This window comes from Saccharothrix algeriensis (assembly GCF_016907655.1).
In the GTDB taxonomy this organism is placed as follows: domain Bacteria; phylum Actinomycetota; class Actinomycetes; order Mycobacteriales; family Pseudonocardiaceae; genus Actinosynnema; species Actinosynnema algeriense.
Genome location: NZ_JAFBCL010000001.1, coordinates 4,965,702 through 4,984,032, shown reverse-complemented (window position 1 = coordinate 4,984,032; position 18,331 = coordinate 4,965,702). Strand labels below are relative to the sequence as shown.

The 18,331-nt window shown below is 74.9% G+C and carries 14 protein-coding genes; 6 read left to right on the top strand and 8 right to left on the bottom strand.

Annotation, left to right across the window (positions count from 1 at the left end; genetic code table 11):
* Positions 1 to 201 precede the first annotated feature (201 nt).
* Together JOE68_RS22840 and JOE68_RS22835 are read left to right on the top strand one after the other, a co-directional pair.
* Positions 202 to 1,014: a S1 family peptidase gene (locus JOE68_RS22840; protein ID WP_204844328.1), complete on the top strand. Its 813-nt coding sequence runs from the start codon at positions 202 to 204 to the stop codon at positions 1,012 to 1,014.
* Between the two features lie 105 nt (positions 1,015 to 1,119).
* Positions 1,120 to 1,548 carry a CoA-binding protein gene (locus JOE68_RS22835; RefSeq protein ID WP_204844327.1) on the top strand — a complete coding sequence of 143 codons (429 nt, stop codon included), beginning with the start codon at positions 1,120 to 1,122 and terminating at the stop codon, positions 1,546 to 1,548.
* Here JOE68_RS22835 and JOE68_RS22830 read toward each other — a convergent pair.
* Complete coding sequence (locus JOE68_RS22830) at positions 1,523 to 1,906, bottom strand: RidA family protein (RefSeq protein ID WP_204844326.1); 384 nt, start codon at positions 1,904 to 1,906, stop codon at positions 1,523 to 1,525. The two genes, JOE68_RS22835 and JOE68_RS22830, sit on opposite strands and share 26 nt — an antisense overlap.
* A gap of 68 nt (positions 1,907 to 1,974) precedes the next feature.
* Here JOE68_RS22830 and JOE68_RS22825 point away from each other — a divergent pair, with 68 nt between their 5' ends.
* The gene (locus JOE68_RS22825; protein ID WP_204844325.1) at positions 1,975 to 2,778 is read left to right on the top strand and encodes an alpha/beta fold hydrolase; all 804 of its coding nucleotides are present in this window, start codon (positions 1,975 to 1,977) and stop codon (positions 2,776 to 2,778) included.
* An 834-nt stretch (positions 2,779 to 3,612) separates the two neighbouring features.
* Entirely contained in the window at positions 3,613 to 5,559 is a 1,947-nt protein-coding gene (locus tag JOE68_RS22820) for an NACHT domain-containing protein (protein WP_204844324.1), read from the top strand.
* A gap of 79 nt (positions 5,560 to 5,638) precedes the next feature.
* Here JOE68_RS22820 and JOE68_RS22815 read toward each other — a convergent pair whose 3' ends face one another.
* A complete protein-coding gene (locus JOE68_RS22815) occupies positions 5,639 to 6,940 on the bottom strand; it encodes an APC family permease (RefSeq protein ID WP_204844323.1) in 1,302 nt (433 codons plus the stop codon).
* 86 nt (positions 6,941 to 7,026) lie between these two features.
* Here JOE68_RS22815 and JOE68_RS22810 point away from each other — a divergent pair, with 86 nt between their 5' ends.
* Positions 7,027 to 7,605 (top strand): TetR/AcrR family transcriptional regulator, encoded by a 579-nt coding sequence (locus tag JOE68_RS22810; protein WP_204844322.1) that lies wholly within the window; start codon positions 7,027 to 7,029, stop codon positions 7,603 to 7,605.
* Positions 7,606 to 7,654: 49 nt separating this feature from the next.
* Here JOE68_RS22810 and JOE68_RS22805 read toward each other — a convergent pair whose 3' ends face one another.
* From JOE68_RS22805 to JOE68_RS22790, 4 genes are all read right to left on the bottom strand, one after another.
* Positions 7,655 to 8,440: a pentapeptide repeat-containing protein gene (locus JOE68_RS22805; RefSeq protein ID WP_204844321.1), complete on the bottom strand. Its 786-nt coding sequence runs from the start codon at positions 8,438 to 8,440 to the stop codon at positions 7,655 to 7,657.
* On the bottom strand, positions 8,437 to 10,239 hold the full coding sequence (gene recQ / locus JOE68_RS22800) for a DNA helicase RecQ (RefSeq protein WP_204844320.1): 1,803 nt from the start codon (positions 10,237 to 10,239) through the stop codon (positions 8,437 to 8,439). The genes JOE68_RS22805 and recQ overlap by 4 nt, the downstream gene beginning before the upstream one ends.
* Positions 10,240 to 10,298: 59 nt before the next feature.
* Entirely contained in the window at positions 10,299 to 11,747 is a 1,449-nt protein-coding gene (locus JOE68_RS22795; RefSeq protein WP_204844319.1) for a phosphorothioated DNA-binding restriction endonuclease family protein, read from the bottom strand.
* A gap of 132 nt (positions 11,748 to 11,879) precedes the next feature.
* Positions 11,880 to 12,941: a M20/M25/M40 family metallo-hydrolase gene (locus JOE68_RS22790; protein ID WP_372443366.1), complete on the bottom strand. Its 1,062-nt coding sequence runs from the start codon at positions 12,939 to 12,941 to the stop codon at positions 11,880 to 11,882.
* A gap of 342 nt (positions 12,942 to 13,283) precedes the next feature.
* On the opposite strand from JOE68_RS22790, the gene JOE68_RS22785 reads away from it, so the two are divergent.
* Positions 13,284 to 14,651: a serine hydrolase domain-containing protein gene (locus tag JOE68_RS22785; protein WP_204844317.1), complete on the top strand. Its 1,368-nt coding sequence runs from the start codon at positions 13,284 to 13,286 to the stop codon at positions 14,649 to 14,651.
* A gap of 246 nt (positions 14,652 to 14,897) precedes the next feature.
* On the opposite strand, the gene JOE68_RS22780 is transcribed toward JOE68_RS22785, so the two are convergent.
* On the bottom strand, positions 14,898 to 17,429 hold the full coding sequence (locus tag JOE68_RS22780) for an FtsX-like permease family protein (RefSeq protein WP_204844316.1): 2,532 nt from the start codon (positions 17,427 to 17,429) through the stop codon (positions 14,898 to 14,900).
* Between the two features lie 4 nt (positions 17,430 to 17,433).
* Entirely contained in the window at positions 17,434 to 18,189 is a 756-nt protein-coding gene (locus tag JOE68_RS22775; protein WP_204844315.1) for an ABC transporter ATP-binding protein, read from the bottom strand.
* Positions 18,190 to 18,331: the final 142 nt, after the last annotated feature.

Below are 18,331 nucleotides of genomic sequence, written 5' to 3'. Positions count from 1 at the left end.
CACCGCGCGGGTCGGCGGGACGACCCCGGTGGCGAACCCGGTCCGGCCGCCCCGCCACGCCGGCGAACTGCCGGACGCCGCCGGGTCCGCTGCGCGATGTCCCGCAGAACGGTGATACCGACTCCCCGCCGTAGCGTGTCGTGCACGCACGGTGACAGGCTGCTGGTTGGATGCCCCGGACTCTCGAGGAGGATTCGACTGATGGCCAAGCGTTTGCCGGGCGCGGTGCTCGCCACCGTGCTCTTCCTGACCGTCCTGGTGGCCCCGGCGCGGGCCGCGGAGCCCACCGCGGTGGACTTCACCGGGATCGTGGCGTTGAACAACTGCTCGGGCTCGGTGGTCCGGACGCCCACCGCGCAGCCGTCGGACCGGGCGCTGGTGCTCACCAACGGGCACTGCGTGAAGCTGATGGCCGACCGCGAGGTGCTCGTCGACCAGGCGGCCGACCGGGCGTTCACGCTGCTGGAGCGCAGCGGCAAGGGGACGCTGGGCACGTTGCGCGCCGAACGCCTGCTCTACGCGACGATGACCGGCACCGACGCCGCGCTCTACCGGCTGACCACCACGTACGAGCAGGTCGAGGGCATGGGCACGCGGGCGCTGACGCTGTCGCCGCAGCACCCGACCGCCGGCATCGACATCCGCGTGGTCTCGGGGTACTGGCAGAAGATCTACTCGTGCCGGGCCGACGGGTTCGTCCACCAGCTGCGCGAGGGCGCCTGGACGTGGAACGACTCCATCCGGTACACGGCGTCGTGCGACATCATCGGCGGCACGTCCGGCTCGCCGGTGGTCGACGTGGCCTCCGGCGCGGTGGTCGGGGTGAACAACACCGGCAACGAGAGCGGCGGCCGGTGCACGACCAACAACCCGTGCGAGGTCGACCCGACCGGCACGATCACCGTGCGGCCCGGCATCGGCTACGCGCAGCAGACCTACCAGATCGTGCCGTGCCTGCCCGGCGGCGGCCGGATCGACCTGCACGCCCCGGGCTGCGGGCTGGCGCGCCCCTGAGCGCCGCGAGCCGGCTCCGCGCGGCGGTCCGGCGGGCCGCCGCGCGGAGCCCGGGGTGGGCGGCGGCACACCGGCCGTCCCCGTTCGCCGACCTAGGCTGTCGGCATGACCGAACCGTGGGGCGAGCCCGGGAAGATCCGGCGCATCCTGGCCGGCTGCGACACGTGGGCCGTCGTCGGCCTGGCCGACCACCCGCACCGCGCGGCCCACGGCGTGGCGAGGTTCCTCCAGCGGCGCGGCAAGCGGATCGTCCCGGTGCACCCCGACGCGGAGCCGGTGCTCGGCGAGCAGGGCTACCCGACGCTGGCCGACATCCCGTTCCCGGTGGACTGCGTGGACGTCTTCCGCCGCTCCGAGGCCGCCGGGCGGTTCGCCGACGAGGCGGTGGCGATCGGCGCGAAGGCCGTGTGGTTCCAGCTCGACGTGGTCGACGAAGCGGCCTACGAGCGCGCCACCGCGGCCGGGCTCGACGTGGTGATGGACCGCTGCCCGGTGATCGAGTGGCCGGCTAGCGGGCCCCGCGCCGCGCGGTGACCTCGACCTCGATCCGCATCCGCGGGTCGGCCAGGCCGCACACCAGCATCGTCGCCGCCGGGCGCACCTCGCCGAAGGCCGCGCGCAGCGCCGGCCAGCACGGCTCGAAGTCCGCCGCGTCGGGCAGGAAGTACCGCACCCGCACCACGTCGGCGAACCCGCACCCGGCCTCGGCCAGCGCCGCGCCGATGTTGGCCAGGCACTGCTCGGCCTGCGCCACCACGTCGTCGGCGATCGTCATGGTCGAGTAGTCGAACCCGGTGGTGCCCGAGACGTGCACCCAGTCACCGTCCACCACGGCCCGCGCGTAACCGACCTGCTCCTCGAACGTGGACCCGGAGAAGATCGCTCGGCGCATGGGCCGAACCCTAGCCCCCGCGCGCCGGCGGCGGACGCGCCGGGCCGCGATTCGCTAACCTGCCGGTCATGCCGACAGCCGCGCTCAACGGGATCACCCTCAGCTACCGCGTCGAGGGCGACGGCGACCTGGTCGTGCTGGTGATGGGCACCGGCGGCCCCGGCCGGGTGTGGCACTCGCACCAGGCGCCCGCCCTGCGCGAGGCCGGTTTCCGGGTCGCGACGTTCGACAACAGGGGCGTCCCGCCGACCGACGAGTGCGCGTCCGGGATGAAGGTCGAGGACCTGGTCGGCGACACGGCCGCGCTGATCGAGCACCTCGGCGGGCCGGCCCACGTCGTCGGCACGTCCCTGGGCGCGCGGGTGGCGCAGGAACTCGCCCTGGCCCGGCCCGACCTGGTCCGGCGGGCCGCCCTGCTCGCCACCGCCGGCCGCACCGACCCGGTGCAGGTGTCCCTGTCCCGGGGGGAGCGGGCGCTGCACGACAACGGCATCACCCTGCCGGGCCCCTACCACGCGGCGGTCAACGCGGTCCTCAACCTCTCCCCCGCGACCTTGCGCGACCCGGTGACCGCGCGCGACTGGCTTGACGTCTTCGCGTTCACCGGTTCGGCGCTGAGCGCGGGCGTGCGGGCGCAGCTAGAGCTCGACGAGTACGACAGCCGGCTCGACGCTTACCGCGCCATCACCGTGCCGTGCCTGGTGGTGGGCTTCACCGACGACCGCGTGCTGCCGCCGTACTTGGCGCGGGAGGTCGCCGAGGCCATTCCCGGGGCGCGGTACGAGGAGGTGGCCGACGCGGGCCACTACGGCTTCCTCGAACGACCGGCCGAGGTCAACCGACTGCTCGTGGAATTCTTCACGGCGACGTGAGGCCAGCACACCTCCCGCACTTTTGCGCGCAGCGGTGACGCACCCAGTGCACTTTGCACGTAGCAGCGCCGCACCCAGTGCGCTTTTGCACGAGGTAGTGCCGCACCCAGTGCGCATACCGGTGCCTTCGTGTTCTCCTCCCCGTACGGCCTGGGCGCAGCCCGATCATGTTTGTCGGGGGGTGTCAAGCACGCTCTTCGCTTGACACCCCCCGACAAACATGATTGCCTTCGGCAGGCCGTGCGGGGAGGAGAACACGACCGCTCTTTCTTTTCCTCCTCCTTGGGGGCCTCTCGGCCGCTCTTCATACCAAGATCGCGCACCGATCCAGGTAAGAATTGGTGCCGCACCGCCCGAAGCTGAAGAGCTTAAAAGAGTCCTCGCCGGACAGGCAGGCCGCCAAGGAGAATGAAAAGAAACAGCGGTCGTGTTCCCCCCGCATGACCTGCCTAAAGACAACCATGCTTTTCTGGGGGGTGCAAGCGAAAAGCGTGCTTGCACCCCCCAGAAAAGCATGGTAGCCCTCCGGGCAGGCCATACGGGGAGAACACGAAGACACCGGTCTGCACGGGGCGTGCGGAAAGCCTGCGAGCGCGATGGGGCGGATTGGCCGTGTGAAAAGACGGCGTGGTGGGTGCTGTGTGCGTGTGCAGGTGGGCATCCGTTCGGCGTAGTCGGTGGTGTCGTCCTTCCGTCGTCGAGAACTCGTCTACCACGACGCCTCGAACGCCGTTACCGTCGTTGCGACCTCGTGGGGGGCACATGGACCATCGACGGCTCGCTCGCACTTCTCGCCAGATCGCCCTGGTCGGCGCGGGAGGTGTGACGTGTCTGGTGTTGTTGCCGGTTGCCATCAACGCTGCGACCGGTGGGTCCGCCCCGCGCGTGCTCGGTCCGTACGCGACGTGGCTGTGGCCGTCGCTGGTGCTGTTGTCGGCCCTGACGGCCGCGCTCGCCGCGTGGGAGCCGCTCGGCGCGTTGCTGGTGCGGCGGCGGCCCGCGCACCCCGCCAACCGGACCGCCGCGCTGGACCGCGTGGAGCGGTACGTGCGGGCCCGGGTGGAGGGGTCGCTGGCCGAGCAGGTGCGGCTCAAGCTGGGTGTCGCGCCCCGGGTCGGGCCGCGGTTGCCGGCTCGCACCTCGGTGCCGCTGGTGGTGGCGGGTGAGCCGGGGGCGGGCAAGACGTCGCTCCTGCTCGAACTCGCCGAGGCGTTGACGGGCCGGGCTCGGGCCGACGACGGGCGGCCGGTGCCGGTGCTGGTGGACCTGGGTGGGTGGCGGCCGGCGCGGGACTTCGGGGAGTGGCTGCTGGAGGAGCTGGCCGAGCGGTACCGGATCGGGGTGCGGTCGGGGCGGTTGTGGTTGCGGGAACGGCGGTTGGCGGTGCTGTTCGACAACCTGGACGACGTGCCCGCGGCGGACCGGGCCGAGTGCCTGGCGTGGATCACGGCGCTGAAGCTGCCGCAGGTCGTGCTGTGCTGCTCCACCGACGACTACGAGCGGCTGCCGCGCTACGACGTGGTGCGCGTGGAACCGCTGCGGCGCACCGACGTGCTGGCGCTGGTCGACGCGTGCGGGCCGCGGCTGGACGGGTTGCGCGACGCGCTGTCCGAGGACCCGCAGCTGTGGGACGAGGTGCGCACGCCGCTCGCGTTCGGGCTGCTGGCGCTGGCCTACCGGGCGGGTCGGGCGGAGTACCGCGGTGTGCTGGACACCTACCTGGTGGAGTCGGCCGCGCGCGGGCCGGGGCGGGGTGAGCGGGCGCTGCGGGCGCTGCGGTTCCTGGCCCGGGTCGCCCGCCGCCGCGCGGACCTCGTCGCGCGGCACCGGTTGCCGCGCCGGGAGGTGTGGTTGGACTTCGTGGAGCCGCCCGCGGTCTGGCGGTTGTTCCGCCGGGCGGGGCCGGGTGCGCTGGTGGGTGCGGCGGTGGCGCTGGGCCTGGTGGTGGGGCTGGTGTTCGGCTGGCCGGCGGCGGTCGTCGTCGCGGTGGCCGCGGCGGGGTTGCGGCGCGGGCGGTTCCCCGCCGAGGCGGACGACCGGGCTCGTGGGTGGCGTTGGGCGGCAACGGGTTTCGCGCTGGGCGCGGTGGTCGTGGGCGCGCTGGCGGTGGCGGGGGCCTGGTTGGGCGCGCGGGTGGCGCGGTGGCCGGCGCCGGTCGGGTTCGGGCTCGTGCCGGCGGTGGCGTTCCTGGTGGCGCTGGGGTTGACGCGGGACCGCTACTGGGCGGTGGCGGCCGCGCTGGTCCCCGCCGCCGTGACGGCCTGGACCGGCCCGTCGGGTGGTGTGGTGGCGGGGCTGGGGGCCGGTCTGTGCGCGGGCGCGGCGGTCGGCGCGTTCACCGGCGGCCTCACCGCGGTGTGGGGGAGCCTGCGCGACCTGCCGCCGCCCGGCGGCGGCCTGCGGTCGTCGCCGGTGGCCGGGCTGGTGGGCGGCGGGCTCGCGGTGGTGCTCGGCGCGCAACCGGTGTGGCCGGTCCCGTGGCAGGTGCTCGGCCCGGTGACCGGCCTGCTGGTCGGGCTCGCCGTGGCCCCGGTCGCGGCCCGGCCGTTCGAGCCGGTCGCCGAGGTGCTGGCCAAACCGCTGGCGCTGGACGAGTTCCCGTTGCGGCGCAAGGCGGTCCTCCAGTCGGCCCGCGACCGGGTGCTGCTGGTCGGCGACCACCGCTTCCCGCACGCCGCGGTGCGCGACCACCTCGCGGACTGCGACCCGGTGGAGCTGGGCGCGGCCGTGGAGCGCCGGCGGGAAGCCCTCGGCACCACCGGGTCCGCCCCGGGGACTTGAGCCGTCCGCAGCACGCGGTCGCCGGGCGGCGCCGGCTCCCGGCACGGCTCCGGTCGGCCGGTCGCGGCGGCCCGCGGGCCTACTCCCCCCGGCGCAGTTCCACCGCCGAGAGGTTGCCGTCCTGGTCGAGCAGGCCGCGCCGCCGCCGGTTCCAGCGCAGGAACAGCAGCGCCAGCACGGCCACCAGGGCGGGCTGCAGCATGTAGACGCCGGACACCACCAGCAGCAGCAACACCCCGGCCAGCGCGAACACCGCCGTGTAGCGGGCCTTGCTGCGCCGGGGCAGCAGCCGCACGGCCGCCGCCGCGCCGATCACGTACACCGCGACGAACTGCCCGGTGGTCAGCAGCGCCAGCGGCCCGATGCCCGCGCCGGTCGCCACGACCACCGCGAGGACCGCGAACGACAGGCCCACCAGCAGCGCCAGGCTCCGCCGGGGCACCTCGCCCGCCACGCTGCCGCCGGACAGCCGGCGCGGGAACGCGCCGTCCCGGCTCAGGGCCGCGCCCAGCTTCGCGCCGCCCGCGAAGTAGGCGTTCATCGAGCCCGCGGTCAGCAGCACGGCCGCGACCGCGGCGAACACCTTCAGGTCGCCGCCCAGCGCCCGCGCCAGCAGCTCGCCCAGCGGCGCCTCCCGGTCCGCGTCCGGGCCGAGCACGGCGACCGTGGCGAACGCGACCGACAGGTACAGCACCGCGACGACGACCACCGCGCACCCGACCGCGCGCGGCAGGTCGCGCTGCGGTTTGCCGAACTCCTGCGCCAGGTGCGTGATCGCCTCCCACCCGGCGAAGCTCCACACCAGCAGCGCCGCGGCGGGGCCGATGGCGGTCCACCCGTTGGGCGCGAACGGTTCCAGGTTCGCCGGGTCGGCCATCGGCGCGGAGACCGCGACCGCGCCGAACACCAGCAGCAGGAGCGTCCCGGCCAGCAGGCACTGCACCCGACCCGACGCGCGCAGCCCCGCCCGGTTGGTCGACGCGACCAGCGCCAGCAGCACCACCGCGGCGCCGACCTGCGCCACCCGCCCGCCGCCGACCGCGTCGGCCACGTACGAGCCGGCGAACAGCGCGGACGCCGTCGCGCCGGGCGGGACGGCGAAGAAGAAGCACCAGCCCACCACGGTGGCCGCGCGCTCGCCGAACGCCAGCCGCGCGTAGGTCGACACACCGCCCGCGTCCGGGTGCCGCGCGCCCAGGGCGGCGAACGTGGCCGCCAGCGGCGCGGAGACCAGCACCAGGCAGAGCCAGGCGAGCAGCGAGGCCGGGCCGGCCACCTCGGCGGCCAGCGCGGGCACGGCGATGACCCCGGTGCCCAGCACCGCGCCCACCGACATCGCGGCGCCCTGCGCGACGGTGAGGCCCGTGATCTTCTCGCCCACAACCGAAGAGCTTCCCAAAAGCCGACCGTTCGGGGGTAGGGCCGGTTCCCTTCCGCTACGTGCCTGACCGGCTACGCTCCGAAACCGTGGGCAGACCACGGGGTTTCGACGACGCGGCGGTCGTGGACGCCGCGATGGAGGTGTTCTGGTCGAAGGGCTACGCGGCCACTTCGACGGAGGACCTGTGCGCTTGCACGGGTCTGGGGCGCGGCAGCCTGTACAACGCCTACGGCAGCAAGCACGGGCTCTACGAGCGGGTGCTGGACCGGTACGCCGAGGTCGGGTTCGGCCGGCAGCGCGCGATCCTGGAGGGTCCCGGCGGGGTGAAGGCGCGGCTGCGCGCGCTGATGCTCTCCGCGGTGGACGACGACCTGGGCGACCCGGCGCGGCGCGGCTGCCTGGCCGTCAACGCCGCCGTGGCCGCGGGCGGCGCCGACGAGCGGGTGGCGGCGCTGGTGCGTGAGCAGTTCGGGCGGCTGGAGGAGGCGGTGCGCCGGCTGATCGAGTCGGGGCGGCGCTCGGGTGAGCTGGGCGCCGGGGTCGATCCGCTGGTGAGCGCCCGGTTCCTGCTCGGCGTCCACTACGGGCTGCGGGTGCTCGGGAAGGTGGTGGACGACCGGCGGGCGTTGGAGGACGTGGTGGACGGGGCCTTGGCGCGGCTGTGACCCGGCGGGTGGTCCTGCTCGGGCGGGGCCGCCACCGGTGGGGCGCGGGCTAGGCCGTCCAGTGCCCGGGGCGGGTCAGCGCCGGGGGCAGGGCCGTCGCGGCGTCGCCCTTCGCGGCGTCCACCTGCGCCTGGGTGAGGAACAGCGCGCCGGTCAGGTCGGCCCCGCTCAGGTCCGCGCCCCGCAGGTCCGCGCCGATGAGGTCGGCCCCGCGCAGGTCGGCCCGGGAGAGGTCGGCGCCGACGAGGAGGGCGCCCCGCAGGTCCGCGGCGCGCAGGTCGGCCCCGGCCAGCTTCCCGCCGATGAGGTCCGCGCCCCGCCGGGACCGCCGCCCGCCGCCCCGCACGTGCGCGCTGACCTGTGCCAGCAGGTCGCCCGCGGTGCGCCAGTGCGGGCCGACGTCCAGCCGGGCCAGCTCCTGCGCCGTCCCGGCGGCGAGCCGCTCGACGTCGGCCCTGGCCCGCTCCAGCCGGGCGCGGTGCGGGGTGTCCAGGCCCAGCGCCTCGGTGAGGTGCCAGAGCAGCTCGTGCAGCTCCCGCACCACGGGGAAGACGTCGAACATCAGCTCCGCGGTCTCCGGGGCCGACCGCCAGTCGCGCCCGCCGAAGGTCACCTGCGACACCTGCTGGCCCGCGCCGAAGCAGTCGTAGACCGTGCAGCCGCGGAAGCCCCGCTCGCGCAGCCGGCTGTGGATGCCGCAGCGGAAGTCGTCGCCGAGGTTGCGGCACGGGGTGCGGGCGGGCTTGTCGACCGCGAAGTCGGCGGACCGGCCGAAGGCGGGCACGATGCAGCACAGGCCGAAGCAGCGCTCGCAGTCGGCGCGGAGCCCGGTCATGGGGCGAGCGCGTCCAGGATCTGCTGCCCGTACTTGGCGAGCTTGTTCTCGCCCACACCGTTGACCGTGCCCAGCTCGGTCAGCGTGCTCGGCGTGGTCGCGGCGATCTGGCGCAGCGTCGCGTCGTGGAAGATCACGTAGGCCGGGACGCCCTGCTCCTTGGCGGTCGCGGCGCGCCACGCCCGCAACCGCTCGAAGACCGGCGCGGCGGAGGCGGGCAGGTCGACCGGCTCGCCGCGCTTCGGCTTGGCCGTGCGGACCTTCGCCGCGCGCTCGGCCTCGCGCCGCATGTGCACCTTGCGGCCCTGGTAGAGGACCTCCTCGGCGGCCGGCGTGAGGACGAGGGTGGAGTACTCGCCCTCGACGGCCAGCAGCCCCTGCGCGAGCAGCTGGCGGACCACGCCGCGCCAGCCGCTCTCGTTCAGCTCGGTGCCGATGCCGAACACCGACAGGGTGTCGTGGTCGAACTGGATGACCTTGGCCGTCTTGCGCCCCAGCAGGATGTCGACGGTCTGCCCGGCGCCGAACTTCTGCCGCCGCTCGTTGCGCAGGCGGTACACGGTCGAGAGCACCTTCTGCGCGGGCACCGTGGCGTCCCACGTCTCGGGCGGGGCCAGGCAGGTGTCGCAGTTGCCGCACGGCTCGCCGCTCTGGCCGAAGTAGTCCAGCAGCTGCACGCGGCGGCACTCGACGGTCTCGCACAGCGCGAGCATCGCGTCCAGGTGGGCCACCAGGCGGCGGCGGTGCTGCTGGTCGCCCTCCGAGTCCTCGATCATCTTGCGCTGCTGGACGACGTCCTGGAGGCCGTAGGCGAGCCACGCGGTGGAGGGCAGCCCGTCCCGCCCGGCGCGGCCGGTCTCCTGGTAGTAGCCCTCGACGGACTTCGGCAGGTCCAGGTGCGCGACGAACCGCACGTCCGGCTTGTCGATGCCCATGCCGAACGCGATGGTGGCCACCATCACCAGGCCCTCCTCGCGCAGGAAGCGGGCCTGGTTCTCCGCCCGCGTGCGCGAGTCGAGGCCGGCGTGGTAGGGCAGCGCTTTGACGCCGTTCTGGTTGAGGAACTCGGCGGTCTTCTCGACGGAGTTGCGGGACAGGCAGTAGACGATCCCGGCGTCGCCGACGTGCTCGTTGCGCAGCAGTTCCAGCAGCTGCTTCTTCGGCTCGTTCTTGGGCACGATCCGGTACTGGATGTTGGGCCGGTCGAAGCTGGCCACGAAGTGCCGGGCGTCGCCCAGCTTCAGCCGCTCGGCGATCTCGCCGTGGGTGGCCTGGGTGGCGGTCGCGGTGAGGGCGATCCGCGGCACCTCCGGCCAGCGCTCGTGCAGGTGGGACAGGGCGAGGTAGTCGGGCCGGAAGTCGTGGCCCCACTGCGACACGCAGTGCGCCTCGTCGATGGCGAACAACGCGATCTTCCCGCGCTCGAGCAACCGCGCGGTCTGCTCCACCCGCAGCCGCTCGGGGGCGAGGTAGAGCAGGTCCAGCTCGCCGGCGAGGAACTCGGCCTCGACCAGCGACCGCTCGTCGGGATACTGGGTGGAGTTGAGGAACCCGGCCCGCACCCCGAGGTCGCGCAGCGCGTCCACCTGGTCCTGCATGAGCGCGATCAGCGGCGAGACCACCACCCCGACCCCGTCCCGCACGAGGGAGGGGATCTGGTAGCACAGCGACTTCCCGCCGCCGGTGGGCATGAGGACGAGCGCGTCACCCCCGGCGATGACGTGCTCGACGATCTCTTCCTGCTCGCCCCGGAAGGAGTCGTACCCGAAGACCCTCCGCAGAACCTCGTGCGAACCCACCCAGCGATCCTAACGACCCCCACCGACAGCCCTTCGCGCCCCTACCCGGGGCGCCACGGTCAGCAGGCCGACCCCGGATCCCCCTGCGGCCCTGCCACCGAGCGGTCCCTGAACACGTTCTCCCGGTGCCAGGCGAAGTACGCGGCGGATGCCGGGCGGTGCGCGGGTGAGACCGCCCCGGCCAGCTTCGCCAACTGCTCGTCGAGCGCACCGGTGGCGGTGGCGGTCAGGACCCTGCCGTCGGCGCCGACGGTCACGTAGCCCAGCTCGTACAGCCGGTCGCAGCCCAGCCAGCAAGCGGGCATCGCGACGTTGCGCAAGTCCCGACGCTCGTCGTCGGAGCACTCCGAACGCCGCTTGACGTGCGCGGCCACCAGCAGCTCGACCGGGAACACCCGCCCGCACAGCGCGCACCGCCCCTCCGGCTCGTCGCCGAGCAGCACGTGCCGCAGCGCTTGCTGTTCCACGCGGTACTTGGCCACCGCCACCCGGTCCATCTCGCCGAACTGCTCATCCACCCCGGTCGGCGCGTACCCGAGCGACACCACCGCCGGGTTCCGCGACACCACCGCGCGCGGCAGGGTGCCGAGCACTGCCGCGACGAACGCGCTGCGGTACCCGAGTTCGCTCGTGGTGGCGGCCACCCGCCCCCGCGCGAACAGCCGGTCGAGCCCCGCCTGCACCTCGGCGACCGGCACCGGTCGACCCTCCGCCGACCGGGCGGTGCGCACGATCGCATTCACCGGGCCCACCGTCAGCACCCGGTTGGCGTACCCGGTCACGGTCTTGATCTCCCGGCCGACGAGCCCCTGCAGCACCTCGACCGCCGACGGGGCCACCGGCACCGGCAGGCCGACCCGCCGGAGCAGCTCGGGCTGGTCGACCTCGACCAGGTAGGTGGCGCGCAGCACGTCGACCGCCTGCGCGCGCACCGCGGGATCGGTCAGCAACTCGGCGGACTGCTCGGTGAAGCCGATCCGCGCGCTGTCGTCGGCGGCCGTGGACCCGGTGGCCGGGTCGGCGGTCTCCCACAGCTCCGGGTCCGCCGTCAGACTCCGGTACAGGTCCTGCGGCACGGGGCTCGTCCCGGTTCCCCCGAAGTCCGCGAGCAGTGAACGCACCTCGGCCCGCAACAGCGGCCAGGGGAACAGCCGATCCCGCCCGGCCGCGACCTGTCCGATGGCCCACATCAACGCCAGCGGCTTGTCCAGGTTGTCCGACCCGTTGCGCTGATGGCGGTTCAACCCCTCCAGCACGACCATCAGGTCCCCGGCCCCGAACCGGCGGTCGACCTGCGTGACGGGTCCCGCGAGGTCGCGCTCCAACTGGCCGGCGGTGGTGCCGGGCACCTCGACCGCCATCCGGACCGGCAACGCGCCGAGCCGGTCCGCCAAGGCGGCGCAATCGGGGCGGTCCCCCAACCGGACACGCCTGTCCGCCAGCACGAGGACGGCGTCGTGACCACCCAGCCGCCGCAGCACCAACGCGACGGCGCCATCCGCGACCACAGCGAACCGTGTCTGCGAGACCGCGGAAACCGTGACCGACGCATCCAACGCGACACCCGCGTCATCCACCACTCTCACGCCGGACACGGTGCCAGATCACTCCTCCGCGTGTCGCGGCGGCAGCGGGCGGGGTCAGTGCAGGCAGGCCGCCAGCAGGGCGGTCAGCAGGGCGGTGCGGCCGGGGATCTCGGCTACCAGGACGTGTTCGTGGTCCGCGTGCGCGCCGCCGCCGGCCGCGCCCAGGCCGTCGAGCGTGGGCGTGCCGACGCCGGCGGTGAAGTTGCCGTCCGAGGCGCCGCCCACCGGCACGCCGGTGATCGGTTCCAGGCCCAGGGCGCGACCCAGCCGCCGCGCCAGGGCGAACAGCGACTCCGACGCCGAGGCCGGCAGGGGCGGCCGGTTGGGGCCGCCCAGGATCTCCAGGCGCGCGCCGGGCAGGACCGGTTTCAGGGCGTGCACCCGCCGGTCGATGCGGTCCTGCTCGGCCGCCGAGGTCACGCGCACGTCGACGGTGAACGCGCCGTGCGCCGCCACGGTGTTGCCGGAGGTGCCCGCGCCGAGCAGGGTCGGCGTCACGGTCGTGCCCCGCGCCGGCTCCGACAGCGCTGCCACCGCCAGCAGCTGGTGGGCTGCCTCGACCGCCGCGTTCACGCCGAGCTCGGGTTCCAGCCCGGCGTGCGCGGCCCGCCCGACCACCCGCACCTCGTACCGCGACACGCCCTTGCGGGCGGTCTTGAGGGACGTGCCGGCTGCCGCCTCCAGCACCAGCGCCGCCGCGCAGCCCGCCGCCTCCGACTCGACCAGGCCGCGCGACGACGGCGAGCCCAGCTCCTCGTCGCCGGTCACCAGCAGGGTCACGCCGGCGGGGTCGTCCAGGGCCGCGATCGCGTGCAGCGCCATCACGACACCGGTCTTCATGTCGAAGCAGCCCGGACCGCGCAGGACGCCGTCGCGCACCGAGAACGGGTGGGTGCCCAGCGAGCCGATCGGCCACACCGTGTCGTGGTGCCCGAGCACGAGCACCCGCGGCGGCCCGTCGCCCAGCCGCCACCGCAGGTGCGGCCCGATCCGGTCCGGCTCGACGCCCAGCAGCCGCGTGCCCACCCGGGTCACCAGGTCCGCGCTGGCCGCCAGCGCGTCCACATCGGACGACGGCGACTCCGCCCGCACCAGCAGTTCCACGTCGGCGAGGATCGCCGGCAGCGCTTCGGTGAAGCGCCGCACCAGGCCGGCGCTCACGCGCGCGCCCGGCCGATCGCGCCGACCGCCGTTCGGGCGCTGCCCGACCGCCGAACGCTTGTCCCCCACCGCTTTCCCATCCCGCCGACCACCTCGTCCACGTGCCCTCCCCGTCACCGCCGACCTCACCATGGTGGCCCCCCGCGCACCGCGCCGCTGCACGAATGGCCGAGCGACTCCTGTTAGGGCAACGGAACGCGGCGAAGTCGGGTAGACCGGGCCTGTGACCACCCCTGCGCCGCTCGACCGGTCGCGCCGCCGCCGACCACGCCACTACCACTCCCGAAGGAGAAGGACATGTCACGCAGTGCGGAGATCGCGACCTGGCTGCCCCGCCGGTTGGCCGAACTCATAGCGGAGCACGGGGTCCCGGGCGCTCAAGCGGCGGTGCTGGTCGACGGCGAGGTCGTGGACGCCGCCGCCGGCGTGCTGAGCCTCGCCACGGGGGTGGCGGCGACCACCGACTCGGTGTTCCAGGTCGGCTCGATCACCAAGGTGTGGACGGCGACCCTGGTCATGCAGCTGGTCGACGAGGGGCTGCTGGACCTCGACGAGCCGGTGGTGCGGTACCTGCCGCGGTTCCGGGTCGCCGACGCCGCCGCCACGTCGGTGATCACCCCGCGGCACCTGCTCGGCCACACCGCGGGCTTCGACGGCGACCTGTTCCACCCCACCGGGCGCGGTGACGACGCCGTGGAGAAGTACCTGCCCGCCATCGCCGACGCCGCCCAGGTCCACCCGCCGGGCAAGATGTTCTCCTACTGCAACAGCGGGTACGTGGTGCTGGGCCGGTTGGTGGAGGTGCTGCGGGGCAAGCCCTTCGGCGCGGTGCTGCGGGAGCGGATCGCCGAGCCGCTGGGCCTCGCGCACGTCGCCGTCAACGCCGACGAGGCCGTCCTGTTCCGCGCCGCCGTCGGCCACCTGCCCCGCCCCGGCGGTCCGGAGCCGGCGCCGGTCTGGTCGCTGGAGCCGTCCAACGCGCCCGCCGGCGCGATGCTGGCCATGCGCGCCCGCGACCTGCTCGGCTGGGTCGGGGCGCACCTGGCCGGCGGCGGCCCGCTGCTCAGCGCCGCGGGCACCCGCGCGATGCGGGAGCCGCAGGTCGACGTGCCCTACGCCGGCGGGCAGGCCGGGAAGTGGGGCCTGGGCTGGGAGCTGTTCGACTTCGGCGCGGAGGTCTTCGGCCACGACGGCGGCACCATCGGGCAGGCGGCGTTCCTGCGCGTCTCCGGCGCCTCGGGCGTGGCCGTCGCGCTGCTCACCAACAGCCTGGCCGGTGTCGGGCTGTACGAGGGGATCGTCGCCGCCGTGCTGCGCGAGCACGCCGGTGCGGAGGTGCCCGCTCCCCCGCGACCGCCCGCCGAGCCGGAACCGCTGGACGCGGCCCGCATCACCGGCGCCTACGAGACGCCGATGTTCGGCTACACCGTCAGCGTGGACGACCGGGGGCGGGGCTGGGTGGAGCAGCGCCCGCACACCGCGACGGCGCGGATGCTGGCCTCCGACACCGGCACCGAGGTGGTGCGGCTGTGCGAGGACCAGCTGATCGGGGTGGAGCCCCGGCACGGCCGCCACCCGGTGTACACCCTGATCGGCGCCGACGAGCAGGGCCGCGCCGAGTACCTCTTCACCAGCCGCGCGGCCCGCCGGGTCGACCTGCCGTGACCACCCGGCCGGGCCGGCCCCGCACGACCACGCGGCCGGGCCGACCTCGCACGACCACGCGGCACTCCCCGACCGCGGCCGGACCAACCCCCTCGACCGCGCGGCCGGACTAGCTCCCGCGACCGCGCGGCCGGACTAGCTCCCGCGACCGCGCGGCCGGACTAACTCGCCCGACCGCGCGGCCGGGCCGGCCCGGTCACCGCGCACGTGGTGCGCGGCCCGTCCCCCGGGCCGCGCACCACACCGCTACTCGCGCAGGCCGATGGCCTCGATCGGCCTGGTGCGCAGCGCCAGCCGGGCCGGCAGCAGCAGGGCCGCGAGGCCGAGCAGGGCCGCGAACCCGACGATCCCCAGGTACACCCCGATCGGCCCGGAGGGCGCCGGCGTGCCGGTCAGGCCCGCGCCCAGCAGCACCAGCGGCACCGCCGGGATCAGCGTGCCGACCACGACGGCCATGCCCAGCAGGGTGAGCGCCTCCGCCCGCATCATCCGCAGCACCTGCCGGCGCGTGCCGCCGACCAGCCGCAGCAGGGCGAACTCCCGCCGCCGCTGCGCCGTGGTCAGGACCAGGGTGTTGGCCACCGAGATCGCGATGTAGCCGAGGATCACCCCGATCGCCACCAGGTTCACCCAGAACTGGAGGTCGCGGTCGGCGTGCTCGGCCGGCGGCACGGCCGACCGGTCGGTGACCGACACGCCCGGGTAGCGGGCCGCCAGCTCCGCCAGCTCCGCGGTGACCGCCACCCGGTCCGCGCCGGGCGCCAGCCGGATCAGGGCCGAGTCGTCCAGGCGGGTGGTGGAGTGCGCGCGGACCAGTTCGGCGGGCAGCACGTGGTCGCCGAACGCGAGGTCGCGCTCGTAGGTGGCGACCAGCCGCAGCTCCGCCTTGGCGCCGTCGTCCAGGTGCAGCCGCACCCGGTCGCCGAGGCCCGCGTCGAGCCAGTCGGCCTCCGCCTTGCTCAGCGCGACCGCGTCGCCCCGGAGGTCGTCCAGGCTCCCCGACAGCACGCGCAGGTCGAGCGTGTCGCGGGCGTTGTCCAGGCCGAGCGCGGGCAGCCGCTGCACCTCGACGCTCTCGCCCCGGTCGACGGTGACGAACACCTGCGTGCGCACCATCGAGGACGCCTCGGCCACCCCGTCGATCCGCCGGGCGGCCTGCGCGACCTCCGGCGAGGTGCCGCCGGGCGCGGACAGGACGTAGTCGGCCGTCGTGGCGAGCTTCGCCTCCCGCTCGGTGGCGTCCGCGGCGGTGGTCTGGCTGAAGAAGTTCACGACCGCGAAGCTGATCGACAGCATCAGCGGGGTCAGCGCGGCGGCCAGGCGCTTCTGGTTGGCCCGGTTGTTCGCGGCGGCCAGGAACCCCGTCACGCCGAACCGGGACAGCGGGGCGGCGATCAGCCGCACGACCGGCGCGATCGCCCGCGGGCCCAGCAGGGCCACCCCGATCACCGCCAGCAGCACCGACATCGACGACATGGCGGTGGCGACCTGGCCGGACAGGTACAGCGGCGTGGTCGCCAGGCCCGCGCCGCCGGCCAGGAGCACCAGGCCGGCCACGAGCCGCCACCGGCCCGGGTCGGGCCGCTCCACCGCCGCCTCGCCCAGCGCCTCGGTCGGCGGGATGCGCGCCGGCCGGCGCGCGGCGACCTTGGCCGCCAGCCGGGCCACGCCGAGCCCGAGCAGGAACGCCACCAGCACCGGCAGCGGCCCGACCGCGAGCGCGAAGTCGTCCGGGATCACGCCGATGGCCGCGAACGCGTCGCGCAGCCCGTGCCCGACGGCGATGCCGCCCACCGCGCCCAGGGCCGCCGCGACGCCGGCCACGAGCGTGGTCTCCAGGCCGATCAGCTTGCCGACCTGCTTCGGCGTGGCCGCGATCGCCCGCAGCAGCGCCAGCTCCCGCCGCCGCTGCTCGATGGACAGCGCCAGCGCGCCCGCCACCACGAACACCGCGACCAGCAGCGCGATCCCGCCGAACGAGCCGGAGATCGCCGCCAGCACGACCCGGGACTGGCCGACCGCCGCGAACTCCACCACGCCGCGGTCCTCGCCCGCGGCCACCGTGACGCCCTCGCCCGCCAGCGCCTGCTCCAGCCGCTCGGCCAGCCCGCTCGCGCCGGGCTCGGCGAAGACGCCGACGGCGTGGAACCGGCCGGGCTGCCCGGACAGCTCACCGGCCCGCGCCGCCGTGAAGTACAGCCCGGACTGCTTGGCCAGGCCGTCGGCCCCGGCGGGCGCGGCGACGCCGACCACCCGGTAGGCCACCGGCGTGGAGGTCGTCATGACCTCGACCCGACCGCCCACCTCGACACCGGCGCGGCGCGCCAACTGCGCGTCGAGCACCACCTCGTCGTCCCGCGCCGGTTCGCGGCCCTCGCGCAGCTCGAACGGCGTGAGCACGGCGGCGTCCCAGTTGTGGCCCAGCGCGTCGAGCACCCCGCCCGCCACCACCCGCGCCGGGAACGTCGTCTCCCCCACGGCCTTCGCGACCCCGGGCACGGCCGCGACCTTGCCGACCAGGTCGGCCGGCACCGCGGGCAGCGTGCCGACCTGCTGGAAGGACAGGACGTCGCCGCCGCTCTCGGGCCGCACCTCCTGCTTGCCGCCCACGACCGCGGCCGCGGCGGCGTAGCGCTCGGTCGGCACGCCGGACCGGAACGCCGACTCCATGAGGATCCCGCACGCGGCGACCACGGCCGTGCCGCACAGGACCGCGATGAACGCGCCGACGAAGCCCGCCTTGCGGGCCTTCACCAACTGCCAGGCGATGGACAGCACGACCTCACCACTCCCCGAGGCCGGCCAGGCGGCGGCTGACCGCGTCCGCCGTGGGGTCGTGCAGCTCGCCCGCGAACCGGCCGTCGGCCAGGAACAGGACGCTGTGCGCGTAGGAGGCCGCCACCGGGTCGTGCGTGACCATCAGCACCGTCTGCCCGACCGAGTCCACCAGGCCCCGCAGCAGCTCCAGCACCTGCCGCCCGGTCCGGGTGTCCAGCGCGCCGGTCGGCTCGTCGGCCAGCAGCACCTCCGGGCGGGTCACCAGGGCGCGCGCGATCGCGACCCGCTGCTGCTGCCCGCCGGACAGCTCGGCGGGCCGGTGGGCCAGCCGGTTCGCGATGCCCACCCGCTCGACGATCTCGCGCAGCCACCCGGCGTCCGGGCGCACGCCCGCGAACCGCAGCGGCAGCGTGATGTTCTGCTCCACGGTCAGCGACGGGATCAGGTTGTACGCCTGGAAGACGAACCCGATCCGCTGCCGGCGCAGCCCGGTCAGCTCGTTCTCCGACATGCCCGCCAGGTCCGTGTCGCCCAGCAGCACCCGGCCCGACGTCGGCCGGTCCAGCCCCGCCGCGCAGTGCAGGAACGTGCTCTTGCCCGACCCGGAGGGGCCCATCACCGCCGTGAACCCGCCCCGGCGCAGGCCGACCGTGACACCGTCGAGCGCGGTGACCGCGTTCGCGCCGGAGCCGTAGACCTTGCGCACCGACTCCAAGCGCAGCGCGTGTGCCGTGCCCAAGGTGCCCGTCCCTGCCTTCATCACACATCCCCTTCTCGACGTCCTCCACGAAGTTAGGCGTGGTGGGGTCGGGACCTCGATCCCGGAGATGGGTGTCCGGGGGTAGCGCCAGCGCTACCACCCGCCGGGGGGCTCACCCGGGCTGACGTGCGCGGGGAGGCGG